The sequence below is a fragment of the Arthrobacter sp. THG-b23 genome (assembly GCF_059091265.1).
Genome location: NZ_JBNHGM010000002.1, coordinates 169,396 through 191,725, shown reverse-complemented (window position 1 = coordinate 191,725; position 22,330 = coordinate 169,396). Strand labels below are relative to the sequence as shown.

The 22,330-nt window shown below is 67.2% G+C and carries 19 protein-coding genes; 10 read left to right on the top strand and 9 right to left on the bottom strand.

Annotated features, from left to right (window positions below; translation table 11 throughout):
- Positions 1-690 (top strand): GntR family transcriptional regulator, encoded by a 690-nt coding sequence (locus tag AC5RVD_RS04635; RefSeq protein WP_494126151.1) that lies wholly within the window; start codon positions 1-3, stop codon positions 688-690.
- A gap of 100 nt (positions 691-790) precedes the next feature.
- A complete protein-coding gene (gene ligM / locus AC5RVD_RS04630) occupies positions 791-2,197 on the top strand; it encodes a vanillate/3-O-methylgallate O-demethylase (RefSeq protein WP_494126150.1) in 1,407 nt (468 codons plus the stop codon).
- A 24-nt stretch (positions 2,198-2,221) separates the two neighbouring features.
- Here ligM and AC5RVD_RS04625 read toward each other — a convergent pair whose 3' ends face one another.
- Positions 2,222-3,727, bottom strand: coding sequence for an aldehyde dehydrogenase family protein (locus tag AC5RVD_RS04625; RefSeq protein WP_494126149.1), 1,506 nt, complete (start codon positions 3,725-3,727; stop codon positions 2,222-2,224).
- 274 nt (positions 3,728-4,001) lie between these two features.
- Positions 4,002-4,184, bottom strand: coding sequence for a hypothetical protein (locus AC5RVD_RS04620; protein ID WP_493988712.1), 183 nt, complete (start codon positions 4,182-4,184; stop codon positions 4,002-4,004).
- 79 nt (positions 4,185-4,263) lie between these two features.
- Between AC5RVD_RS04620 and AC5RVD_RS04615 the strand changes: the two genes are divergently transcribed.
- The 5 genes from AC5RVD_RS04615 (at position 4,264) to treS (ending at position 10,932) form a co-directional block, all read left to right on the top strand.
- Positions 4,264-5,727, top strand: a complete 1,464-nt coding sequence (locus AC5RVD_RS04615; protein WP_494126148.1) for a protein adenylyltransferase SelO — start codon at positions 4,264-4,266, stop codon at positions 5,725-5,727.
- 235 nt (positions 5,728-5,962) lie between these two features.
- Positions 5,963-6,664: an endonuclease/exonuclease/phosphatase family protein gene (locus AC5RVD_RS04610; protein ID WP_494122072.1), complete on the top strand. Its 702-nt coding sequence runs from the start codon at positions 5,963-5,965 to the stop codon at positions 6,662-6,664.
- A 159-nt stretch (positions 6,665-6,823) separates the two neighbouring features.
- Positions 6,824-7,180 (top strand): YciI family protein, encoded by a 357-nt coding sequence (locus AC5RVD_RS04605; protein WP_494126147.1) that lies wholly within the window; start codon positions 6,824-6,826, stop codon positions 7,178-7,180.
- Between the two features lie 3 nt (positions 7,181-7,183).
- Positions 7,184-8,428, top strand: a complete 1,245-nt coding sequence (locus AC5RVD_RS04600; RefSeq protein WP_494126146.1) for an RNA polymerase sigma factor — start codon at positions 7,184-7,186, stop codon at positions 8,426-8,428.
- A 98-nt stretch (positions 8,429-8,526) separates the two neighbouring features.
- Positions 8,527-10,932 (top strand): maltose alpha-D-glucosyltransferase, encoded by a 2,406-nt coding sequence (gene treS / locus AC5RVD_RS04595; protein ID WP_494122069.1) that lies wholly within the window; start codon positions 8,527-8,529, stop codon positions 10,930-10,932.
- An 8-nt stretch (positions 10,933-10,940) separates the two neighbouring features.
- Here treS and AC5RVD_RS04590 read toward each other — a convergent pair whose 3' ends face one another.
- Positions 10,941-11,822 carry a LysR family transcriptional regulator gene (locus tag AC5RVD_RS04590; protein WP_494111786.1) on the bottom strand — a complete coding sequence of 294 codons (882 nt, stop codon included), beginning with the start codon at positions 11,820-11,822 and terminating at the stop codon, positions 10,941-10,943.
- Between the two features lie 117 nt (positions 11,823-11,939).
- Here AC5RVD_RS04590 and AC5RVD_RS04585 point away from each other — a divergent pair, with 117 nt between their 5' ends.
- Both AC5RVD_RS04585 and AC5RVD_RS04580 read left to right on the top strand, forming a co-directional pair.
- Positions 11,940-13,259, top strand: coding sequence for an MFS transporter (locus tag AC5RVD_RS04585; protein WP_494126145.1), 1,320 nt, complete (start codon positions 11,940-11,942; stop codon positions 13,257-13,259).
- Between the two features lie 117 nt (positions 13,260-13,376).
- Positions 13,377-15,011: an amidohydrolase gene (locus AC5RVD_RS04580; RefSeq protein ID WP_494126144.1), complete on the top strand. Its 1,635-nt coding sequence runs from the start codon at positions 13,377-13,379 to the stop codon at positions 15,009-15,011.
- Positions 15,012-15,046: 35 nt separating this feature from the next.
- On the opposite strand, the gene AC5RVD_RS04575 is transcribed toward AC5RVD_RS04580, so the two are convergent.
- The 3 genes from AC5RVD_RS04575 to AC5RVD_RS04565 all read right to left on the bottom strand — a co-directional run bounded on the left by AC5RVD_RS04575 (position 15,047) and on the right by AC5RVD_RS04565 (position 17,394).
- On the bottom strand, positions 15,047-15,898 hold the full coding sequence (locus tag AC5RVD_RS04575) for a hypothetical protein (RefSeq protein WP_494126458.1): 852 nt from the start codon (positions 15,896-15,898) through the stop codon (positions 15,047-15,049).
- Between the two features lie 101 nt (positions 15,899-15,999).
- The gene (locus tag AC5RVD_RS04570) at positions 16,000-16,347 is read right to left on the bottom strand and encodes a GNAT family N-acetyltransferase (RefSeq protein ID WP_494126143.1); all 348 of its coding nucleotides are present in this window, start codon (positions 16,345-16,347) and stop codon (positions 16,000-16,002) included.
- A gap of 33 nt (positions 16,348-16,380) precedes the next feature.
- On the bottom strand, positions 16,381-17,394 hold the full coding sequence (locus AC5RVD_RS04565) for a pirin family protein (protein WP_494126142.1): 1,014 nt from the start codon (positions 17,392-17,394) through the stop codon (positions 16,381-16,383).
- Positions 17,395-17,478: 84 nt separating this feature from the next.
- Here AC5RVD_RS04565 and AC5RVD_RS04560 point away from each other — a divergent pair, with 84 nt between their 5' ends.
- On the top strand, positions 17,479-18,102 hold the full coding sequence (locus AC5RVD_RS04560; RefSeq protein ID WP_494126141.1) for a DedA family protein: 624 nt from the start codon (positions 17,479-17,481) through the stop codon (positions 18,100-18,102).
- A 45-nt stretch (positions 18,103-18,147) separates the two neighbouring features.
- Here AC5RVD_RS04560 and AC5RVD_RS04555 read toward each other — a convergent pair whose 3' ends face one another.
- The 3 genes from AC5RVD_RS04555 to AC5RVD_RS04545 all read right to left on the bottom strand — a co-directional run bounded on the left by AC5RVD_RS04555 (position 18,148) and on the right by AC5RVD_RS04545 (position 22,269).
- Positions 18,148-19,422 (bottom strand): ArgE/DapE family deacylase, encoded by a 1,275-nt coding sequence (locus AC5RVD_RS04555; protein WP_494126140.1) that lies wholly within the window; start codon positions 19,420-19,422, stop codon positions 18,148-18,150.
- A gap of 135 nt (positions 19,423-19,557) precedes the next feature.
- Positions 19,558-20,886, bottom strand: coding sequence for an MFS transporter (locus tag AC5RVD_RS04550; protein WP_494111793.1), 1,329 nt, complete (start codon positions 20,884-20,886; stop codon positions 19,558-19,560).
- A 186-nt stretch (positions 20,887-21,072) separates the two neighbouring features.
- The gene (locus tag AC5RVD_RS04545) at positions 21,073-22,269 is read right to left on the bottom strand and encodes a helix-turn-helix domain-containing protein (RefSeq protein WP_494122060.1); all 1,197 of its coding nucleotides are present in this window, start codon (positions 22,267-22,269) and stop codon (positions 21,073-21,075) included.
- Positions 22,270-22,330 lie beyond the last annotated feature (61 nt).

Sequence of the window (22,330 nt, the reverse complement as noted above, 5' to 3'; positions counted from 1 at the left end):
ATGGAGCAACCTCCCGTGAGCACCGCCAGCCAGACTGCCATACCCCGATCAACCGACTCGGCCGCCGTCGTCGCCGGGCTCAAGAGGGCGATCGACCGGGGCGAACTCGTGCCCAACCAGCGGTTGGTGGAGGCGGATATTTGCGCCGAGTACCATGCCAGCCGGGCCACGGTCCGGGCGGCGCTGGCGGAGCTGACGCTGGAGGGGCTCGTGGAGCGCATCCAGAACCGCGGCGCCCGAGTGCGCGCGGTCGCGGTGGAGGAAGCGGTGGAGATCACCGAGGTCCGTGCCGCCCTGGAAGCCATCTGCGCGGCCAAGGCCGCCGAACAGGTCACCGACGAGGACGTGCAGGAACTCCAGGCCCTGGGCGAGGCCATGAGCCAGGCCGTGGACGCCGGCGACCTGCTGAAGTATTCGGACCTCAACAAGACCTTGCACCGCCGGGTCGTCGAATTGAGCCGGCACGAAACGGCGGCGGCACTGATCGCGCGCCTGCGCGGCCAGAGCGTCCGCTTCCAGTTCCGGCTGGCCATGCAGCCGGGGCGGCCCGCCGTATCGCTGCCCGAACACCTGGAAATTGTGGACGCGGTCTGCGCCAAGGATCCGGAACGGGCCGCCGCAGCCATGGAGAAGCACCTCAAGAGCGTTGCCAATGCCATCATGCGGGCAGCCGAGGACCTCGGCCGCTAGGAAACGCCGGCTCCCCTGCCGCCCGCAATCGAACAGCATGCCCTCCGCCTACGGAGGCATGGAAGAGACGCCGGCCCCGGCCGGCGGGGATAGGGGAATCATGAGTGCACAGAACCTGCAGGACGTCCTGGACCAGGCCGGCAATACGGTGGAGCTGCTGCGCAATTCGCAGCTCGGCGCCTATGTCTATCCGGTGGTGGCACCCGAATTCACCAACTGGCGCAGCGAGGTCCGGGCCTGGCGGGAGACAGCCGTCCTTTACGACCAGTCACACCACATGGACAACCTGTTCATCAAGGGCCCGGATGCGCTGAAACTGATCTCCGACACCGCGATCAACTCGGTGGCCACGTTCCCGGTGAACAGGGCCAAACAGTATGTCCCGACGACGCCGTCCGGGCATGTCATCGGCGACGGCATCCTCTTCCATGAAGCCGAGGACCAGTTCGTCTACGTGGGGCGTTCCCCCGCGGCCAACTGGCTGCTCTTCCACGGGCAGACCGGCGGGTACGACGTGGAGCTGGAGGTGGACCGGCGGTCGCCGTCGCGGCCGATGGGCAAGCCGGTGCAGCGCAGGTACTGGCGGTTCCAGATCCAGGGTCCCAACGCGTGGCAGGTCATCGAGAAGCTCAACGGCGGCACCGTGGAGCAGCTGAAATTCTTCAGCATGGACCACATGCAGGTGGCCGGGGCACAGGTGCGCACGCTGCGCCACGGCATGGCCGGGGCTCCGGGGCTGGAGCTCTGGGGGCCGTACGAGTCCTACGACCGCGTCCGCGAGTTCATCCTGGACGCAGGCCGGGAGTTCGGCCTGCTGGCCGTCGGCGCCCGGGCCTACTCGTCCAATACGTTGGAATCGGGCTGGATTCCGTCCCCGCTGCCGGCCATCTACTCCGGGGAAGAGCTTCGCCCGTACCGGGAATGGCTGGGTGCGGACAGCTACGAGGCCGTGAACGCCGTGGCCGGCAGCTTCGTCTCCGGCAACATCGAGGACTACTACCTGAACCCGTGGGAGCTGGGCTACGGATCCTTCGTCAAGTTCGACCACGACTTCATCGGCCGCGAGGCGCTGGAGAAGATCGACCCCCAGGCGCAGCGGAAGAAGGTCACGCTGGCCTGGAACGCCGAGGACGTGACCAAGATCTTCGCCTCGCTGTTCGACACGGAGGGGACGTCCTACAAGTACTTCGACCTGCCCAACGCCAACTACGGCTCCTCGAACTACGACTCGATCGTCGACGCCGGCGGCACGAACGTGGGACTGTCCCTGTTCACCGGTTACAGCGCCAATGAGCGGCGGGCGCTGTCCTTGGCCACGGTCAACCCCGACGTCGAGATCGGCACCGAGGTGAACGTGGTCTGGGGCGAGCCCGACGGCGGCACCCGCAAGACAACCGTGGAACCGCACCGGCAGCTGGAAGTCCGGGCCGTGGTCAGCCCCGCGCCCTACTCCGTGACCGCCCGCAAGGAATACCGCGGCGGCTGGCGGACCGCCCAGGCGGTCTGAGCCGGCCCGCCGCCGTCGTCGTTGTCAGTGGCCTGCGGCCGCAGCCGCTTCATCCAGGTGCGCGATGGAGCGGGTGTCCTGGAACGCGCGGACGCCTTCGATGCCCTGTTCGCGGCCGAAGCCGGAGTGCTTCATGCCGCCGAACGGCGCGCGCAGGTCCAGCCGGGTGGCGCCGTGGTCGTTGACCCAGACGTAGCCGCAGACCAGTTGCGAGCCGACGGCGTTGGCCTTGTCCGTGTCCGCCGTCCACACCGAGCCGCAGAGGCCTGCCCAGGTGTCGTTGGCCAGGGCCAGCGCTTCCTCTTCGGTGTCGAAGGGGAGGATCGGGATGACCGGCCCGAACTGTTCCTGCGTGACCACGCGCAGCTGGGGGTCCGGATCGACCACCAGCGCCGGCCGCAGGAAGTTGCCGCCCTGCAGCTCCGGGTCCGCCGGTAGTTCCCCGAATTCCCGGACGTCGGCGCCGGCGGCCTTTGCCTCGGCGATGAGTTCTTCGACGAAGGCCTTCTGCGCGGGCTGGTGCAGCGGGCCCATGGTCGTGCCCTCGTCCAAGCCGTAGCCGACGACGGCCTTCTCCAGCCGCTCCGACAGCCCCGCGACCAGCTCGTCCAGCCGGGAGCGGTGCACGTAGATGCGTTTGGCGGCCATGCAGATCTGCCCGGTGGTGTCGAAGACGGCGGCATACAGCCGGTCCAGGTGCGTGTCGTCCAGGACGGCGTCTTCGAGGACCACCGCCGGGTCGTTGCCGCCGAGCTCCAGGGTGACACGGGTCAGGCTCTTGGACGCCATTTCCATCATCTTCTTGCCGCCGCCAACGCTGCCGGTGAAGCAGACCTTTGCCACGTCGTCGTTCTGGATCAGGCCGCCCATCTCGCTGTCCTGGCCGGTGACAATGTTCAGCACACCCGGCGGCAGTTTCTCTGCCACGCGCTGCACAACCCGGGTGATCGCCAGCGGGGTAGTGGGCGGCGGCTTCACGATCGCCGTGTTGCCCGCCAGCAGGGCGTGCGGCAGCGAGGCGCCGAGGATGGCGATGGGCCAGTTGAACGGAACAATCACCGTGACCACGCCCAGCGGCTGATACGCCACGGAGGTGGTCACCGGGATGCCCGGCGCCGGTTCCAGGACCTTGCCCTTGTCCACCTCGTCCGCGAGCGCCAGGGCAAGCTGAAAGCGGATCTCGAAGACGAGGGCGTCCACCCAGGCCTCCATCCGGATCTTGCCGTTTTCCTGCGACAGGATCGCGGCATCCTCGTCACGGAGATCGGCGATGCCTGCGATCGCCGCGGCGAGCTTGTCGGCGCGTTCCTTGGCGCCCATCGCCGCCCACGCGGGGAACGCGGACTTCGCGGCGGCGACCGCGTCTGCCACGTCCTGCTTGGTGGCGGCCGCCGCGTAGCCGACCACTGAATCCGGCTTGCCGGGATCCGCTACCGCGTATTTTTCGCCGGAATCCCGGACTTCGCCGTTGATATAGAGCCCGGTAGTGACCTGGCCGGTCTCGCCGGTAGTGCTTGCTACGTCAGTCATCTCGCAACACCTCTCTGTGTTTTGACCGTTCCGGTCCCATGCCGGAACTGCAGGAGCGACGTTCTTCAGCGTCGGCGCCCCGGCCGGCTCGGGGCGAACAACCGGATGAGCATGGCGGGCGCCCGTTTCCCCCTGCCTTCAGCTTTGCCTATCCGCGGAGGGAGTGCTAGGGGTTGTGCGCCTAATTTTCCGGCTGGTGTGCCGCCCCGAGGCGGGCCCACCCGTGTGCGGGATGGCCGGGGCTGCTGCTGCCGGCTGCCAGCGGTCCCGGGCTTCAGTAGCCGCGGTACGGGTTTTCGTCGGCGCCGCCGTCGCGCCCCTGGTCATAGCCTTCCTGCCAGGCTTGATGCACGGAAGCCACCAGCCCGGCCAGCAGCTCGTACGAGGGGTGGTCCGGTCCGATGTACACCATCTCTTCTCCGGCCCGGTTCAGGATGTTGTGGATGTGCGTGCTCATCGCGGTCTTTCCTTGGGGGTTCTGGGCACCCGCCGGTTGGGGGTGACGCCGACCATGGTGTCCTAGTTATTCTTGGGGGATGAGTGCTCCAGCACAATCAACCGTCGCTTTTGATGGGCGCTTCGCCCGCGAGCTCGCGGAGTTGGCCATCCCCTGGCGCGCACAGGAGGTCCGCGACCCGCGGCTGCTGGTTCTCAACGAGCCGCTGGCCCTCGAGTTGGGTATCGAACCGGCCGCCCTGGCCAGTCCCGACGGTCTGCTTCTGCTGACGGGCAACCTGGTCCCCAGTGGCGCCACCCCGGTGGCGCAGGCCTACGCCGGGCACCAGTTCGGCTGGTACTCGCCCCGGCTAGGCGACGGGCGGGCCCTCCTGCTGGGCGAGCTTACCGATGCGGGCGGCCGCCTTCGCGACGTCCACCTCAAGGGCTCGGGGCCCACGCCGTTTGCCCGCAGCGGTGACGGCCAGGCCGCGGTGGGCCCGATGCTCCGCGAATACGTGGTCAGCGAGGCCATGCACGCCCTGGGCATTCCCACGACGCGTTCCCTCGCCGTCGTCGCCACGGGGCTCCCGGTTTACCGCGACGCCGAATTGCCGGGAGCCGTTCTGGTGCGGGTCGCCGAGAGCCATGTTCGCGTGGGAAGCTTCCAGTACGCCCGGGCCACGGGCGACACGGGCCTTTTGCGCCGGCTCGCCGACCACGCCATTGCCCGTCACCATGGGGCCGCTGCCGAGGCCGAGCAACCCTATCTGGCGCTGTTCCAGGCCGTGATCGGCGCCCAGGCTTCGCTGGTGGCGCAGTGGATGCTCGTAGGATTCGTGCACGGGGTCATGAACACCGACAACATGACCATCTCGGGTGAAACCATCGACTACGGGCCCTGCGCGTTCATGGACGCCTTCGACCCGGCCTCCGTCTACAGTTCCATCGACGACGGCGGACGTTACGCGTATGCCAACCAACCGCTTGCGGCCGAGTGGAACCTCGCCCGGCTCGCCGAGGCCCTCCTGCCGCTCTTGCACGACGATCAAGAGCAGGCGGGCGCACTGGCGTCGGAAGCGCTCGGCGCCTTCAGGAGCGAGTACAGCGCCGCCTGGTTGGCCGGCGCGAAGGCCAAGATCGGACTGGACGGCGAGGTCGATCCCGCCGCGGCCTCGCCGCTCGTGAATGACCTGCTGGCACTGCTCCAGGAGGGCAAGGTAGACCACACGTCGTTCTTCCGCAGCCTCGGAGCGGCCGCCCGGGGCCAGAGCGAAGCGGCACGGCGCCTGTTTCCGAACCCCGCTGGGTTCGATGGCTGGGTGGCGCGATGGCGTCCACTCGAACCGGATGCCGGCTTAATGGACCGGGTCAACCCCGTCTACATTCCCCGCAACCACCTGGTCGAGGAGGCCCTCGACGCCGCCACGCACGGAGACCTGGACCCGCTGAACGGCCTGCTGGACGCGGTGACCCGCCCCTACGACGAGCGTCCCGGTTTGGAGCGCTACGCCGTCGCCGCGCCGGACGACTTCGGCAGCTACCGGACGTTCTGCGGAACCTGAGGACGCACGCCCTGTTAGGCCACGACGGGACAAGTGCCGTGGCCCGTGACACACCCACGGTGGTCGCGGGCGGCACCCGCCGTCGCAGGAAATCCGCTCCTGGCTTTCGGACGTCATTGCAGGGCGAATCCGCCTTTTTGGCCGCCCCGGCCTGCGGCAGCCGTCTGTAACCGCAAGGCTGGCTCTGTAGTATGGGCGCAGGCTACAGCGACCGCGACGGAAGGGTGATTCTTTGTTGAGAGCCATCAGCTACAACCTGCGGAAACACAGTGCGAGCGCGGAACTTGAGGACCTGACCGACCGCTACGACGTCGACGTCATGTGCCTGCAGGAAGCGGACACTGAGAAACTTCCGCACACGCTGGGACACCTGCGGTTGGCTAATTCGACCAAGGGAAACAGGCTGGGGCTGGCCGTCTATTACGACGAGAACAGGTTCTCCGCCCTCGATACCAACACCTTCGAACTCAAGAAGTCGCTGCACGATTACGTGCTGGCGCCGGCCCACGAGCGGCTGCTCGGAGTCAAAATGGTGGACAACGAGAGCAAACACGAAATCGTCGTGGGTGACTTTCACGCCGCGCCGCTGACGGCCACCAACTCCCTGCGCCGGCACCAGATCAAGGCCGGCCACGAAGCGCTGCTGGGCATGGGCGGCAACGGCGAGCAGATGACGCTGATGGTGGGGGACTTCAACTACCCCTTCTTCACAAAGAACCTCATCGAGCACCTCAAGGAAACGGGCTACGAACTCACCCTGAGCAACCGCCGGACCTACACGCGCTACAAACTCTTCCGCGGCCACTTCGATTTCGCCACCTCTCTGGGCCTGGACATTCAAAGCGTGGAAACCCTGCCGCGCGGCCAGTCCGACCACCTGCCGATCCTGGTGACGGCGGAATACGTCGACGAGAACCGCAACGTCCGCGCCAGCTGACAGGTTCGCAGGTGGACCCGCCGTCGTGTGCCGTCACGGGACGTGACGCGGCAGGGTTGTCGAATCCGCGGCAGGCCGCGCGTCATCATAGTGTCGAACCGATCACGTCGACACGGGCGCCGCGCTGAGGATGCGCGGCCGGCGAAGGGAAACGCTGAAATGACCGAGTACATGGTGCTGTTGCCGGATAACGAGGACAGCTGGGAGCAGAGCACGCCGGAGCAGCGCGAGGCGGCCTATGCGCGGCACGGGGAATTCGCCGCCCTGCTGAAGGAACACGGGCACACGATCACCGGCGGCGCAGAGTTGCAGCATTCACGGACGGCGAAGACCGTGCGGGCGACCCCGAACGGGGTGGTGGTCACGGACGGGCCCTATGCGGAGCCGGTGGAACAGCTGAGCGGTTTCTACACCGTGGAGACGGACGACGTGGACGACCTGGTGTCGATCTGCGGCCTGCTGGCCGGTGACGCCCCGGTGGAGGTCCGCGCGATGGTGGCCCCGGACTCGGCCTGAGCCATGGAGCGGCTGGAGCAGATCCACAGGGACGAATGGGGCCGGCTGCTGGCGCTGCTTTTCTCACGCTTCCAGCGGCTGGACCTGGTCGAGGATGCGCTCGCCGAGGCGTTCGCCCGGGCTGCTGCCCGGTGGCCGGCCGAGGGCACCCCTGAGAACCCGCCCGCCTGGCTCTACCGCAGCGCAGAGCGCACCGTGCTGGATGGGCTGCGGCATGAGCAGGTGGCCAGCCGGAAACTGCCGCTGCTCGTGGCCGACCGGCTCCGGCCACGGGCGGCCGATGACGCGGGTTCCGCCGGCGGCGCCGGTTTCGTGGAGTATCCGGACGAGCGCTTGCCGATGATCTTCCTGGCCACGCATCCGGCCCTGGTTCCCGAGGTGCAGGCCGGGCTGGCCCTGCGGTTCGTCATGGGCCTGCCGACGGCGCGGATTGCGCGGCTGTTCCTGGTCAGCGACGCCACCATGGCAGCCCGGATAACCCGCGGAAAGAAGAAGATCGCCAGCTCCGGCCTACCATTCGCCCTGCCGGACGCCGGCGACCTTCCGGGCCGGTTGGAAAACGCGGCACGAACGGTCTATCTGGCCTTCACCAGCGCCTACCTCCCGGGCGACGGCGCGGACCTGCTGCGCGTCGAAGAAGCCGGGGAGGCGGTGCGCCTGGCGGGACTGCTGGACGACTTGATGCCGCACACGCCGCTGCTGCGCTGCCTGAAGGCGCTGTTGATGCTGCAGCATGCACGGCGGGACGCACGCATCCGGGACGGGGAACTGGTGCTGCTGCCGGACCAGGACCGCAGCCGGTGGCACCACCGGGAGATTGCGGAGGCGCTCGGACTGCTGATCGACCAGCCGCCGGACAGCGGGTATGCCGAGGAACTGAGGCTGCAGGCACTGATCGCCGGCGCGCACTGTTCGGCTGCCACCGCCGAAGAAACGGATTGGACGAGCATCGCCGGCCTCTACGCCAGGCTTGACGCCCTCACCGGTTCACCCGTGGTCCGGCTCAACCGGGCGGTGGCTGCCGCCGAAGCGGACGGACCGTTGGCCGGCCTCGAATTGCTGGGCGGGCTGGACGCCCAACTGCGCGGAAACCACCGGCTGCCGGGAGTCCGCGCCGAAATGCTGCGCCGCTGCGGACGCGATGTCGAAGCCGCCGAACACTACAGGCTGGCACTGGAACTCTGCCGGAACGAGGTGGAGCGCCGCCACCTGCAGCGCCGGGTGGAAGAGCTGGAACTGCCCGGCTGACCGTGGTGCGGGGTAGTGGTGGCCCCGGCGGTCTGGCAATGTTGGGGGTAGAGCCCGTCTGGAAAATTCCAGTTGTCGAGCACAAAGGAGATGACGCCATGAACGATTCGGTTCTGGGGCACGAGCCCGTCCTTGACCGCACCAACTATGACGACGGCGGTGCTGCCGCGGGCGCGGACAGGAGTGCCGTAGCGGGCGCAGACGGTGCTGCCGCGGGCGACGACGGCGGTGCAGTCGCAGGCGCAGACGGCGGGAGCGCCGCCGTCGAGCCCCTCGCCGAACCCCCGGTGCCGGACATCAGCTTTGACGAGCAGTTCTACCCGGCTCGTCCCCGTTCGCTGCGGCCGCGGGCCCGCCGCCGCCATTTTGTGCCCGGCCACCCGCCGTTCGAGCCCGACGCCCGCAACAAGGTTTATGTGGAGTGGCTGCGCAACCAGTCCATGCTCGGCGACGCGAAGGTGCTGGGCCGCCAGCTCTCCGGGCAGGCCAGCATGTGGCAGAACCCGTTCGCGTATCCGAACCCGCGGGCGGCGGTGGAGCGGGCCTCGGTGTGGTTCACGGCCTACCCGCTGTCGCTGATCACCAGGCCGGGGCAGACGTTCCTGGCGGCGCTGGGCGATGCCGCGCTCTGGGAGGCCTTCCAGCAGATCGGCATCAAGGCCATTCACATCGGGCCGGTGAAGCTGGCCGGCGGCCTGACCGGCTGGAACCATACCCCCAGCGTGGACGGGCACTTCGACCGCATCAGCATGGCGATCGATCCGCTGTTCGGCACCGAGGACGAGTTCCGGAGCATGTGCGAGGTGGCCGCCGAACACGGCGGCACGATCGTGGACGATATTGTGCCCGGCCACACGGGCAAGGGCGCGGACTTCCGGCTGGCGGAGATGAACTTCCGCGACTACCCGGGCATCTACCACATGATCGACATCCCGGAGTCCGACTGGGACCTGTTGCCGGATGTCCCCGAGGGCGAGGACGCGGTCAACATCGACGTCGCGACCGAGCGCCGGCTCCAGCAGGCGGGCTACATCATCGGCGAACTCCAGCGGGTCATTTTCTACGAACCCGGCGTGAAGGAAACCAACTGGAGCGCCACCCCGCCGGTTCTGGACATAGACGGCAAGGCCCACCGCTGGGTGTATCTGCACTACTTCAAGGCCGGCCAGCCGTCGATCAACTGGCTGGATCCCACGTTCTCCGGCATGCGCCTGGTGATGGGGGATGCCCTGCATTCGCTGGTCGACCTGGGGACCGGGGCGCTCCGCCTGGACGCCAACGGCTTCCTGGGCGTGGAGAAGAGTGCCGAGGAAACGCCCGGCTGGTCCGAGGGGCATCCGCTCTCGGCGGCCGCCAACCAGATCATCGGCAGCATGGTCCGCAAGGTCGGCGGCTTCACCTTCCAGGAGCTGAACCTCAGCATCGACGACATCAAGGCCACCTCCGAAACCGGTCCGGACCTGTCCTACGACTTCGTGACGCGTCCGGCGTACCACCACGCCCTGGTCACCGCCGACACCGAGTTCCTCCGGCTGACGCTGCGCCTGGCCATGGAGATCGGTGTGGACCAGGCATCGCTGGTGCACGCGCTGCAGAACCACGACGAGCTGACCTATGAACTGGTGCACTTCACCACCAAGCACAAGGACGACGTCTACGAGCTCGACGGCGAGGAACTCACCGGCGCGGAGCTGGCCCACAAGGTGCAGCAGACCCTGCGGGACGGGATCACCGGGGAAGCCGCCCCGTACAACCTGGTCTTCACCGCCAACGGCATCGCCTGCACCACGGCCAGCGTGATCACCGCGGTGCTGGGCATCACCGACCTGGACACGATCACCGAGGAGCAGTCGGCGGAGATCCGCCGGGTGCACCTCCTGCTGGCCATGTACAACGCGCTGCAGCCGGGGGTCTTCGCGCTCTCCGGCTGGGATCTGTGCGGGATGTTGCCGCTGGAGCGCAGCCGGGTGGCCCGGCTGATGTCGCGCGGGGACACCCGCTGGATCAACCGCAGCGCCCACGACCTGATGGGATTCGATCCGACCGCCGAGACGTCAACCTCCGGCATGCCCATGGCCAAGGCGCTGTACGGCACGCTGCCCGAGCAGCTCGAGGACGAATCGTCGTTCGCCCGGCAGCTGGCACGGATCCTGGCCGTCCGGGAAGAGCATGGCATCGCCAAGAGCGCCCTGATCGATGTTCCCGATGTCTCCCATCGGGGCATGCTGGTGATGGTTCATCAGCTGGTCTCGGGCGGGCAGGAGGTCACGGTCCTGAACTTCTCCGGCCAGGAGATCGCCGGTACCGTCCGTTCCGAGGCACTGGAGCTGGGCTCCGAGGTGACCGACGCATTCAGCGGCGAGACCATCGGGACGGTGGATGACCTGCACAGCTTCTATCTCCACCTGGGACCCTACGCCGGCACCGCCCTGCTGGTCACCCCGCCGGTCGCAGAGGAGGACGACGCCGCTGCCTCCACCGCGGGCGCCGGCACCGAGGCGTAGGGCCGGCGTTAGCGTACGGCCGATTCCTTGAATATCCTGGGCATCCAATCGCCCAATTCGAAGGCGATCTCCTCAAGCCGGTCGGCGGCGTAATGGTCCGGCTCCCATGCGGCATGAAGGTCGATGATCATCGGCCTGCCGTTGTTGACCAGCGTGGCTGAGGCCAGGCCGTACTGCGGAGGTTCGATCACCAGGGCGCTCCCGTAGCCGGCGGCCGCCCGGGCCTGGGCCAAGGTTCCGTTGCTGGTGAGGGTGCCAAGGCTCAGTTCAATACCGTAACGGCCGGCCTCGCGTTGCACCGCCCGGGTTACGGCGCTCCCGGCACCGGGCAACAGCAGCGGGGAGCCTGCCACCTCCCGCAGCTCCACCGTACCGGCCTCAGGGAGCGGAAACAGTTCGGGAATTGACTGGCACGTTATGGGCACGGACAGGACCATCCGCGAGGCCAGCTGCGGCGGTGGCGCCGACGTATTGACCGCCATGTCTACGCCGCGCCGCAGCAGGGCGTAGACCTCGTCCGGGGCGGCCGGCACGATATCTGCGATGCCTCCGCCGGAGGCGACGAATGGCGCCAAAAAGAAATTTCCGGTGGTCTCGGGGCAGGCGACGGTGAAATCCTGGTGGCCCGAACGGACGGCGTTCATGACCTCCGTAGCCCGGTGGTGCCGGTTCAGTATGTCTTGGGCCAGCTCCAGGAAGCGCTCCCCGCCCGGCGTCAACACCATACCGGAGGCTACCCGACGGAAAATCCGGATGCCCAACTGGCGTTCCAAGGCAGCGACTTGCCGGGAGACTGCCGGCTGCGTAACAAAACACTTTTCTGCGGCGGCGCTCACTGACCCCGTCTCCGCTACAGCTAGGAAGTAAGTCAGGGCACGGGCGTCAAACATAAGCGAATTTTATACCTCCCTGCCAAAAAGTCATTAGACGCGCATAGGTTGCATCCCACATTCTGGGAGGCGAATTTGTTCCGACGTGCCGATGATCAGCTGGAAAAGGATCCCCCCATGTCACAGACAGCCACCGCTGCCCAGGCAGCCCGTCAACGGCGTTCGACAGTCGGCGCCTTCGTGGGCACCGCCATCGAATGGTATGACTTCTACATTTTTGGCACCGCCGCTGCACTGGTCTTCGGCCACGTGTTCTATCCCGGGGCGGCGCCGGGAGCAGCGCTGATGGCCTCCTTCGCCACCTTCTGGGTCGGATTCCTGGCGCGTCCCCTCGGCGGGGCGATCTTCGGCCACTTCGGTGACAAGCTGGGCCGCAAGAACATCCTGGTCATCACGCTGATGATGATGGGCGTTGCCACGACGCTCATTGGCGTGTTGCCCGGCTATGCCCAGATCGGTGTCATGGCCCCGGTCCTGCTCATCCTGCTGCGCGCGCTTCAGGGGATCGCGGTCGGCGGCGAATGGGGCGGCGCCGTCCTGATGGCCACCGAGAACGCTTCCGAGAAGAAGAAGGGCATCGCCGGAGCCTGGGTGCAGCAGGGCTCGCCCGCCGGCGCCATTCTGTCGACCCTGATGTTCATGTTGGTGGGCCAACTGCCCGACGATCAGTTCCTCGCCTGGGGCTGGCGGGTCCCGTTCCTGCTGTCGGCGGTGCTGGTCATTGTCGGACTGGTGATCCGGCTAAAGGTCGAGGAGTCCCAGGACTTCATGGAGGTCAAGAAGTCGGCCGTGGTGGTCAAGGCCCCGATCGTCCAGGTGTTCAAGACCGCTCCCGGCCTGGTGGCCGTGGGACTGGTCGCCTCGATCATGGGCATCTCGCTGGCCTACTTCACCAACACCTTCCTGCTCTCCTGGACCACCGGGTCATTGGGCATTGACCGCCAGGTGATGCTCAATGTGCTGCTGGGCATGGCCATCCTGCAGTTCCTGTGGCAGCCGCTGGCCGCGCTCGTTGCGGAGAAGATCGGCGCCACCAAGGTCATGGTCTGGGGCCTGCTGTTGGCGGTGGTCATGACCGTCCCGTTCTTCCTGGCCATCGACACCGCCAACCCAGTGCTGATCGCCATCACCCTCTACGTGACCTGCTTGGGCGGCACCGCCTACTACGCCTTGCTGGCGAACGCCCTCGCTGCTGCCTTCCCGGCAAACATCCGGTATACCGGGGTTTCCCTCGCTTATCAGCTGTGCTCCTCATTGATCGGCGGTTCCACTCCCTTGGTTGCCCAATGGATCCTGAACAACTCCAACGGCAGCCCTTGGGGCGTTGCGATCTTCTACGCGGTGATGCTGCTGGCTACGGTCGCGGGCGTGCTGGGGCTCAACCGCGTGAGCACCCGCAGGGCCGCCAAAGAGGCAGCGCTGTTACCGACCGTCTGACGCCGGCACCGGGCACCGCCGTCGCCTCTGTTCCCCATGACGACGGCGGTGCTCGTGTTCCCTGCCCGGCGATTCCGGGCACCCGCTCACATTCCACCCACTCACGAACGGATCAACATGCGTATCGATGCCATCTTCACCAATGCCCGCGTCCGAACCCTGGATCCCCAGCGCCCGACAGCCAGCCGGATCGGTGTCCTGCACGGACGCATTGTAGGGCTGGACGAAGAACTGGACGGGATTGCCGCCGATCGGACCGTGGACCTGGGGAACGCCCCGGTGCTGCCTGGTTTCCATGACGCGCACTACCACCTTTCCCTGACCGGGGCCAGGCTGGCCGCGCTGGACCTGCGGCCCGGGAAGGTATCCTCCTTGGCGGAGCTCTACGAGGCCGTAGCCGGCTACGCCGCAACCTTGCCGGAAGGCGCATGGGTGCGTGGCTCGGGATACGACCAGAACTTCCTGGAGGGCCATCCCACGGCAGACGCTCTGGACAAGGCAGCCGCCGGACGGCCGGTGCTGCTGGAGCACGTTTCCGGGCACATGATAGTGGCCAATACGAGGGCACTGGAGCTGGCCGGGTATCCGGGTCGCACCGGCGTGCCGGAGGTGGATGGCGGGGCAGTGCTGCGTGACGCCGAAGGCCGGGCCGTTGGACTGCTGCAGGAAGCGGCCATGCAGATGGTCTACCGGCTGGTCCGGCCGATGGGCCTGGACGAAGTCCAGCGAAACCTGGGCCTGGCCAGTGAACAGGCCCTCCGGTACGGCCTGACGTCGGTGACCGAGCCCGGCATCGGCGAATACACGATGCTCGGCAACACCCCGGCGGACTTTCACTCCTACCAGCAGGCCGTGGAGGCCGGTGTGCTGAAAACCCGGACCACGCTCATGCCGTACTGCTCCACCCTGCACGAGCTGGAAGGTTTCCGCGACCGCACCTGGCTGGGGCTGGACCTGGGCATCCGCACCGGCCTCGGTGATGACCGCCTGCGGGTGGGGCCGGTCAAGATCCTTTCCGACGGTTCCTTTATCGGCCGCTCAGCGGCCATGCACCACTGCTACCACGGGGAGCCGGATAACCACGGCGTGTTGGCCTTTGCACCCAAACAGCTGAAGGACATGATCATCGGCGCCCATGAAGCAGGATGGACGGTGGCGACGCATGCTATCGGCGACGCCGCGATCGACCACGTGATAGATGCAGTCGAGGAAGCCCAGCGCCGCTCGCCACGGCCGGACGTGCGGCACCGCATCGAGCATTTTGCCCTGGCCTCCGACGATCAAATCGCCCGGGCGGCGGCCCTGGGCCTGACAGCTGTGCCGCAGGGCGTGTTCATCTCCGACTTCGGCGACGGCATGATGGACGCCGTTGAGCCGGAGCTGGCGCCACTGATCTACCGGATGAAGTCGCTGCTGGACGCCGGCATGGTGCTTCCCGGTTCCACGGACTCGCCGGTCTCCGACGGCAACCCCATGACGTCCATCCACGATATGGTCAACCGCACCACGGCCAGTGGCCGAATCCTTGGCCCGGATGAGCGGCTCACAGTGGAAGAAGCGGTGCGGGCCTACACCTACGGCTCCGCCTACGCCGTGGGTCAGGAGGCGGACAAGGGGGCCATCAAGGTCGGCATGCTGGCAGACTTTATCGCCCTGAGCGACGATCTCTTCGAGTTGGCTCCCGCCCGCATCCGGGGCACCACTGTCATCACCACCGTGATCGGCGGTGAAGTGGTGTACTCCGCGTCCTAACCGGGGGCCCGCCCATCGGATAGGCGCGCGGGGTACTAAATCTCCCAGTCGCCGAGGCCTTCGGCGCCGTCACCAAAGAAGCCGCCGAAGCCTGCATCTTCCGCAAAGCCCTCACCGGCGGAGGCGACGGTATCGCCGAATCCTTCGGCGGCGCCGGCCAGTCCTTCCCCGATACCGGAGAACCCTTCCAGCAGGGGACCGGCGATGGCCGAGCCGACGAAGCCGGCAGCCACGCCGGCCAGCAGCCCGGCGCCCAGGCCTCCGGCGGCACCGGCGGCTCCGGCGGCCAGGCGACCGCCGCCCCGGCCCGTTCCGGTCCGGCCGAGGATCCGTTCCATGAAGCCCGGCTGCGCCAGCTCGGCGCGGGTGGCGGTCCTGGCCAGCGTCTCGGGCCGGTCGGAGGCGGCCCGCTCAGCGGCGGGAAGTTGGCTGTTGAGCTCGTCGCGGAGCATCGCGCGCTGCTGCGGCGTCAACCGGTTGAAGGCTTCGGCGTGGGCCCGCTCCATGTCTTGGGGCGGCGCCGTTTGCAGCATGTACTTGTATTTCGCGATGGCCGCCTGGTCGGCGTCCCGCCCGGCGGTCTGCCCGGGCCTGCCGTCACGGGGCTGCGGCCGGGACGGATACCGCTGGCTGCCGTCACGACCGCCGGAGTTGTACCCGCCGTCGTACTCACGGTCCTGGCCATAGTTGCGATCTTGTCCGTAACCACGGTCCTGGCCGTAGCCGCGGTTCTGGCCATATCCGTAGCCCGCGTCCTGGCCGTAGCCGGGCTCCCGGCCGGAGCCCTGGGGCCGCGGCTGGCGCTGTTGCCCGGTGCGTTGGGCCAACTGCTCCTTGGCGTACTGGACCGCCTTTTGCTTGCCCTTTTGGACCAGCTTGTCGAACATTCCCACGGTTCCGCTCCTTGCCTGCCCGGTGGAAGCCGGTGCACGGGTCATCTCTCCCCATTAAGAACTGTTGGCGACCGCAGAGAGTTCCGGCGGTTTCCCTAACCGGCGACGCGTTCGACCGCTTGCACGTGTTCGGGCCGCACCGGGGTGGTCCGGGCCTGGTACTCCGGGTGCTTTTCGACGTAGGCCTTGAAATACGGGCAGACGGTCACCACGGACACCCCGGCGGCGGCGGTGTCATCAAGCGAGTAGCGGGCCAGGCGTCCGGCCAGTCCCTGGCCGGCGTACGCCTCGTCGACGGTGGTGTGGAAGAAAATCCGTTCGGGTCCGGCCGGGCCCTCGGACGGCAGCCAGTGGGCCTTGCCGATGACCTTGCCGCCGTCCACCAGTTCGTAACGGCGCCGTTCGGTATTGAGGCGGACGGTGATGGGTGCGTCGGATTCCACGGATCCTCCTGGGTGTGGTCGGCCTGGCAGTGCTCAGCCGCGGGGTCGCAGCTGGACGGTGGGCAACGTTGGGGCGGGCAGCGGCGCGGGCATCCCGTCGGGGAAGGGGCCGAACCGGGGATACGGGGCACCGTCCGGATAGGTGCCGCCTGCCGGCTGCGGCGCCGGGTCGACGTCGATCTCCGCCTGCCAGGCGGCGCGGTACGCCACGATCTCTTCATGGCTCCTGCCCACGAAGTTCCACCACATGATGATCTGCTCGCCCAGTGGCTGGCCGCCGATGAGAAGCAGCCGCGCCGGCCCATCCCCGGCCTCGAGGACGAGATGCGTTCGTCCGGGCGCGAGGTAGACCAAGTGGTCCACGGGGACCTCGTTCCCGTCCAGCCGAAGATCGCCGGTATCCAGCAGGATTCCGTGTTCGAAACCGGGGTCCAGGTCGAGTTCCAGCCGGGAACCCGCACGCAGCGTCGCTTCGGCGCCGAGCAGCGGAGGGGTGTAAGTGTTGACCGGCGACGTGGAGCCGGCCAGCGAACCGAAGAAGACGCGCAACTCGGTCCCGTCGCCGACGACGGGTTCCGGTGCGTAATGTTCGAAGGTCGGCGGCATGTTGCGGGTCGAGTCCGGAAGGGCGAACCAGAGCTGCGCGCCGTGCAGGACGGTGGTGTCCGGCGTCGAAAATTCCTGATGGGAGATGCCGCGGCCGGCGATCATCAGGTTCACTTCCCCCGGCCGCACGATGGCTTCAAACCCGGCGGAATCCCGGTGCGCGATTTTTCCGGAGAACAGCCAGCTGACCGTGGCCAGGCCGGTGTGCGGGTGGCGGGGAACCTGCATGCCGCCGGTACCGGGCACCAGGTCGGGCCCGTAATGGTCCAGGAAGCACCAGGAGCCGATCAGGCTGCGCCGTTTCTGCGGCAGGGTGCGGCGGACATTCATGGCCCGGACGCCGCCCAGCGGCACGTCCCGCGGCGTCAGGACCTCCACGTCGGCGGATTCTGCTTCCAGTGAGCAGACAACTTCCCTCGGTGCAGCCTCCAAGTTGCTCATGGCCCAAGTTTAGACGGGCGTCAACGCCGTGCCGCCGGATGCACCGTTGCACCAGCACCACGGTGCATCGGGGAGGATGGAGGGATGGACGAACTCGGCGAACTGCTGCGCAGCCTGGATTACTGGTGGATCTATCCTGCCGGTGCGCTCTTCGTGACCGTTTCCGCGCTGGTTCCTCCGGTGCCGAGCACCACGCTGTTCGTCGCGCTGGGATCGCTCTCGGTGCACTCGGACCACCTCGACCCTTACGTGTTGGCGGCCGCCATGCTGGCCGGCGCGGTAGGGGGTGACGCCGGCACGTTCTTCTTGGTGCGCCGCTTCAACCTCGCGGAGCGGAAGTTGTTCTCCGGGCGACACTGGCAGTCGGGCTTCCGCAAGGCCCGCACCGGGTTGGGGCGCAAGGGGCTGCCGCTGGTGCTGACGTCCCGGTTTGTTCCCATGGGGCGGGTTACGCTCAATGTGGCCGCCGCGATGATTCCCCAGCCCGGCCGCCGGTTCCTGGCGCACTCCGCCCTGGCCGGTGTGCTGTGGTCCGCCTACTCGGTGGGCATCGGCGCCGTGTCGGGTGTTTGGCCGCAGCTGTCCACCGAGTTCGCGGTGCTGCTCGCCATCGCCGTGTCCTTGGTGCTGGGATCACTGATCAACCACACGGTGACGTGGTGGGACAACCGGCATCGGACGGTGTCCATCCAGAAGCGGGGTCAGTAGGCGGCCGCCGGCACCGGCCAAAGCGCAGGTGCCGGCGACAGGGCGTCAGGCCCGCTCTTCCACGCCGCACCAGTTGGCGATGAACAGCGCGATGCTCTTGGTGATCCGGCGGACCGACTCGATGGATACGCGCTCGTCGAATCCGTGGATCGCTTCGGAGACCGGGCCGTAAACAAGCGCGGGTGTGTCGGCGTAGAGCGCGAAGACGCGGCCGTCCAGGTAGCCGGGAGTGGTGAAACTGCCAAGCTCCTTGCCGAAGACCTGCTGGTGCGTGCTCTCCAGCAGGGACTCGGCTTCGCTGCCGGGCTCCAGCACATAACCTTCGGAGAAGAAACCGGTCTTGGTGGCGACGGCGTGGATCGACGCCGGTCCGGTCCCCAGCCGGGCGAGGCATTCCTGCAGTTCGGTCCAGGCTTGCTCCGCCGGAATCCCGGGGTAGATGGCCGCCCGCACATCGAATTCGCACCAAGCGGGCACGCTGGAGGGCCAATCGCCGCCAACGATCTGCCCGAAGTTGAAGTTGATGGGGTGTTCCAGGTCCTCGAAGTAGCGGTGCCGGCCCCGGTCCGCGTTCCACTTCTCCTCGACCTCGCGCAGGGCGGTGATGGCCGTGTAGGCGGCGTCGATGGCGTTGAAGCCGGTGCCCATCTCGCGCGGATGGGTCGGGTTGCCGGTGACCCGTACTCTGAACCAGAGGACCCCGACGTTGGCCCGGACCAGCATGTCCTCTTCGGGCTCGGGGATGATGACCGCGTCCGCCCGGTAACCGCGCATGAGTGCGGACAGGGAACCGTTGCCGGTGCATTCCTCTTCGACGACGGACTGGAAGTGGATGCGGCCGGCAGGGTCAAGACCGGCGGCCTTGACGGCGTCGAACGCGAAGAGGTTGGCGGCCAGGCCGGCCTTCATGTCGCCTGCGCCGCGGCCGTACATCCAGCCGTCGATGATGGGGGCATCCCAGGGGGAGCGCGACCATGCCTCTTCCGGCCCTTCCGGCACCACGTCGACGTGACCGTTCAGGATGAGCGAGCGGCCGGTTTCGGCGGCCGGCCGGTAGGTGCCGACGACGTTGGTGACGTCGTCGTAGGAGACGGTGACCGGACCGAAGCCCTGATGCGTGGCGAGCTCGTCGGGGTCAAGCTGCCAGCGGTCCATCTCCAGCCCGCGTGCGGCCATCGCGGTGTGCAGCAGGTCCTGGGCGCTGCCCTCCTGGGTCCGCAGCGACGGGTGCTTCACCAGTTCCTGGGTGAAGGCCAGCTGCGCGTCGAACGCGGCGTCGACGGCATCGAGAATACGTTGGGACTGTTCGTCATTGATCATCCGAATGCTCCTTGATATGGCGCGGGGGAGCCGCCCGGCTGGACGGCTCCCCCGCGAGGTGTTGGAGAGTCTTGCTTCCGACGGCGGTGCCACCGGAGGCCGGAGCCCGCCCCGGGTTGGGGCGGGCGTGGGGGTTTAGCTGTCGGCGACGATCTGCTTGTCCTGGACGCGCAGCCGCTCGCCGAGGAATCCGCCAACGGCCGTGAGCAGCGCGATGATGGCAAGGATCATGGCCGCGCCCCAGGACTGGTTGCCGGAGACACCGAGCATTGCGGTGGCGATCATCGGCATGAAGCCGCTGGTGGCGCCGGCGATGTTGTAGCCCAGGGCCACGCCGGAGTAGCGCAGTTTCGCCGGGAACAGTTCGGTCAGCAGCGCGCCGTTGACCGCGTACGCCACGGCGATCAGCATGATGCCCAGCGTGATGGCCAGGGTGATCAGCAGCGGGGACTTCGTGTCGATCATGGCGAACAGCGGGAAGGCCAGGGCGGCGGTGAGGATGCCGCCCCACATGGTGACCTTGCCCGGGCCGATCTTTTCCGCGAGCCGGCCCATCAGAATGGTGACGATGATCTGCGCGACGGCGGCGATCAGGGTGGCGTTGACCATCACGTTGCGGTCCACACCCAAGGTGTTGACGCCGTAGCTGACCACGAAGGTGGTGATCATGTAGAAGCCGCCCACGCCCAGCAGGGCGGCGAGCACGGCAACCACCAGGCGGCCGCCAGCATTGCGGAAGACATCGAAGGCCGGGACCTTGGAGGTCTCCTCCTGGGCCAGGAGATCCTTGAAGATCGGTGATTCTTCCACCTTGAGCCGGATCCACAGGGCGATCAGGAGCATCGGGAAGGCCAGCAGGAAGGGAATGCGCCAGCCCCAGGCGTCAAAGAAGTCGGAGGGGAAGAGCAGCACGAGGGTGAACGCGGTGGAGGCCAGCAAGGTCGCCACCGGCGAGCCGACCTGGACCAAGGCGGCATAACGGCCGCGCTTCTCGGCGGGGGCGTGTTCGACGGCCATCGTGACCGCGCCACCCCATTCGCCGCCCACGGCCAGTCCCTGGACGAGCCGCAGGACGGCGAGCAGGATCGGGGCCGCCAGGCCGATGCTGCCGAAGTCGGGCAGCAAACCGATCAGGCCGGTGGCCACGCCGATCATGACGATGGTGGTCAGCAGGGCGGGCCGGCGGCCGTACTTGTCGCCGATGTAGCCGAAGAGCATTGCGCCGATCGGACGGGCGGCGAAGCCGACACCGAAGGTGGCAAACGAAGCCAGCAACGCGGCCGTGGGATCCAGTTCCGTGAAGAACAGGCGGTTGAACACCAAAGCTGCGGCCGTGCCGAAGAGGTAGTAGTCGTACCACTCGAGAGCCGTCCCGACGAAGGCGGCCCGGGCGATCTTGCCTGCGTCCTTGCCGGAGACTTTGGGCGGGGCACCGGGGGTGTTGAGAGATTGCGGCGTCGTCACGTGTTGCCTTTCAAGCTGTGCGGGGCCGGCACCGTTGGAGGAGGCAGCGGCAGCCCGTAATTCCTATGGCCCTGAACGGAGGACATCCCGAGGTAGAGCTGTGAAGTACCTCTCGACTGTAAGGTAGTGCCATTCCCCTGAACAATGACAATACACACCGGCTTGACAACGCTCACTTGTGCTTTTTCACAACTTGTGGCCGTTTTGGTAGTCCGCGAGCGCGACCAGTGCCAGCGCAGCCTGCGCCGGAACCGTCATATCCAGTCCAATGACTTCCTGAAGCGAATGCAACCGGTTGACCACCGTGTTCCGATGGCAGTACAGTTCCTCCGCCGTTTCCTTGATCGACCCCGTGCGGCCGTAGCTCTGCGCCACCTGCAGCAACCGCTGGCGCTCATGCGGCGTGCAGTGGTCCAGTGCCGTGGTGACGGGCAGGGAGAACCCGGGGAGCGCGTTCTCCAGGAGGTCCCGGGCAATGGACATCCAGGTGCCGGCGATCGTGGCCAGCCCCGTCTCGGCCCCGTGCTTGGCGGCCAGCACCAGGGCCGCCGCTGCCGCCTGCGGAATCGCGGCCAGGCCTTCCACGCCGGGCATGTAACCTGCCGGAAACTCGGGCGGATCGTCCTGCCAGGTTCGTCCCGCACGGGTTACGCGGAAAAGATAAAGGGCGCCCGCGCGTTCGTAGGAAAACGTCTGACCGTCGGCAGCGGGCTGCAGCTGCAACTTCGCCACGGTCTCCTTGGTCGCTGCAATCAGTTCGAACACGTCCGAGCTCTCTACTTCCAGGCCGGCAGCGATGTCGGAGACTTCGCCGGTGTTTCGCGTGTCGGTATTGAAGAGCCGCGAAAGGAGCCGCTGCCGGTGCAGCTGCTTGTCGCGGGCCAGCAGGGCTTCCTCCTCCGAAAAAGCCTGCTGGACGCTGCTGACGTATCTCTCCACCGTGTCCAGGACGCGGTCCATGTTGGCAACGAGGACATCGGTGCCATCCCCCCGCGCAACGCGTTCAAGCCCTTTCCACAAAACCCTGAAGTCATTGCGCACGGCGCTGAGAAAGGCCTCCAGCGGAACCCCCTGGCGCGCCCGGCGGGCGGCAACGTCCCTCGGCAGCGACCGAAGATCGGGGGGCAGCTCCAGGCCGGCCATCTGGAACAGGAACATCTCCATCGTGTCGACCGCCGTCCGGCGGACGTCCTCGTCCGGAACCAGTGCTCCGTCATAGGAGATGGTGGCGAAGCGCTCCAGGAAGTCGCGGACCAGTAGATCGCGCTCCTGCCACAAGCGCCGGATAAGGCCGGTCCACTGGGGTTCGGCAGATGGGTCGGGATCGAAGTTCCGCGGCTGGCTGGCGCTGTCGGGGAAGGGTTCTACGCGCGGCTCGCTCATCTACCTATCTTATGCAATCGCCTAATTCTTCTGAAGAATATGGCGTCTTTTGTCGATTGAG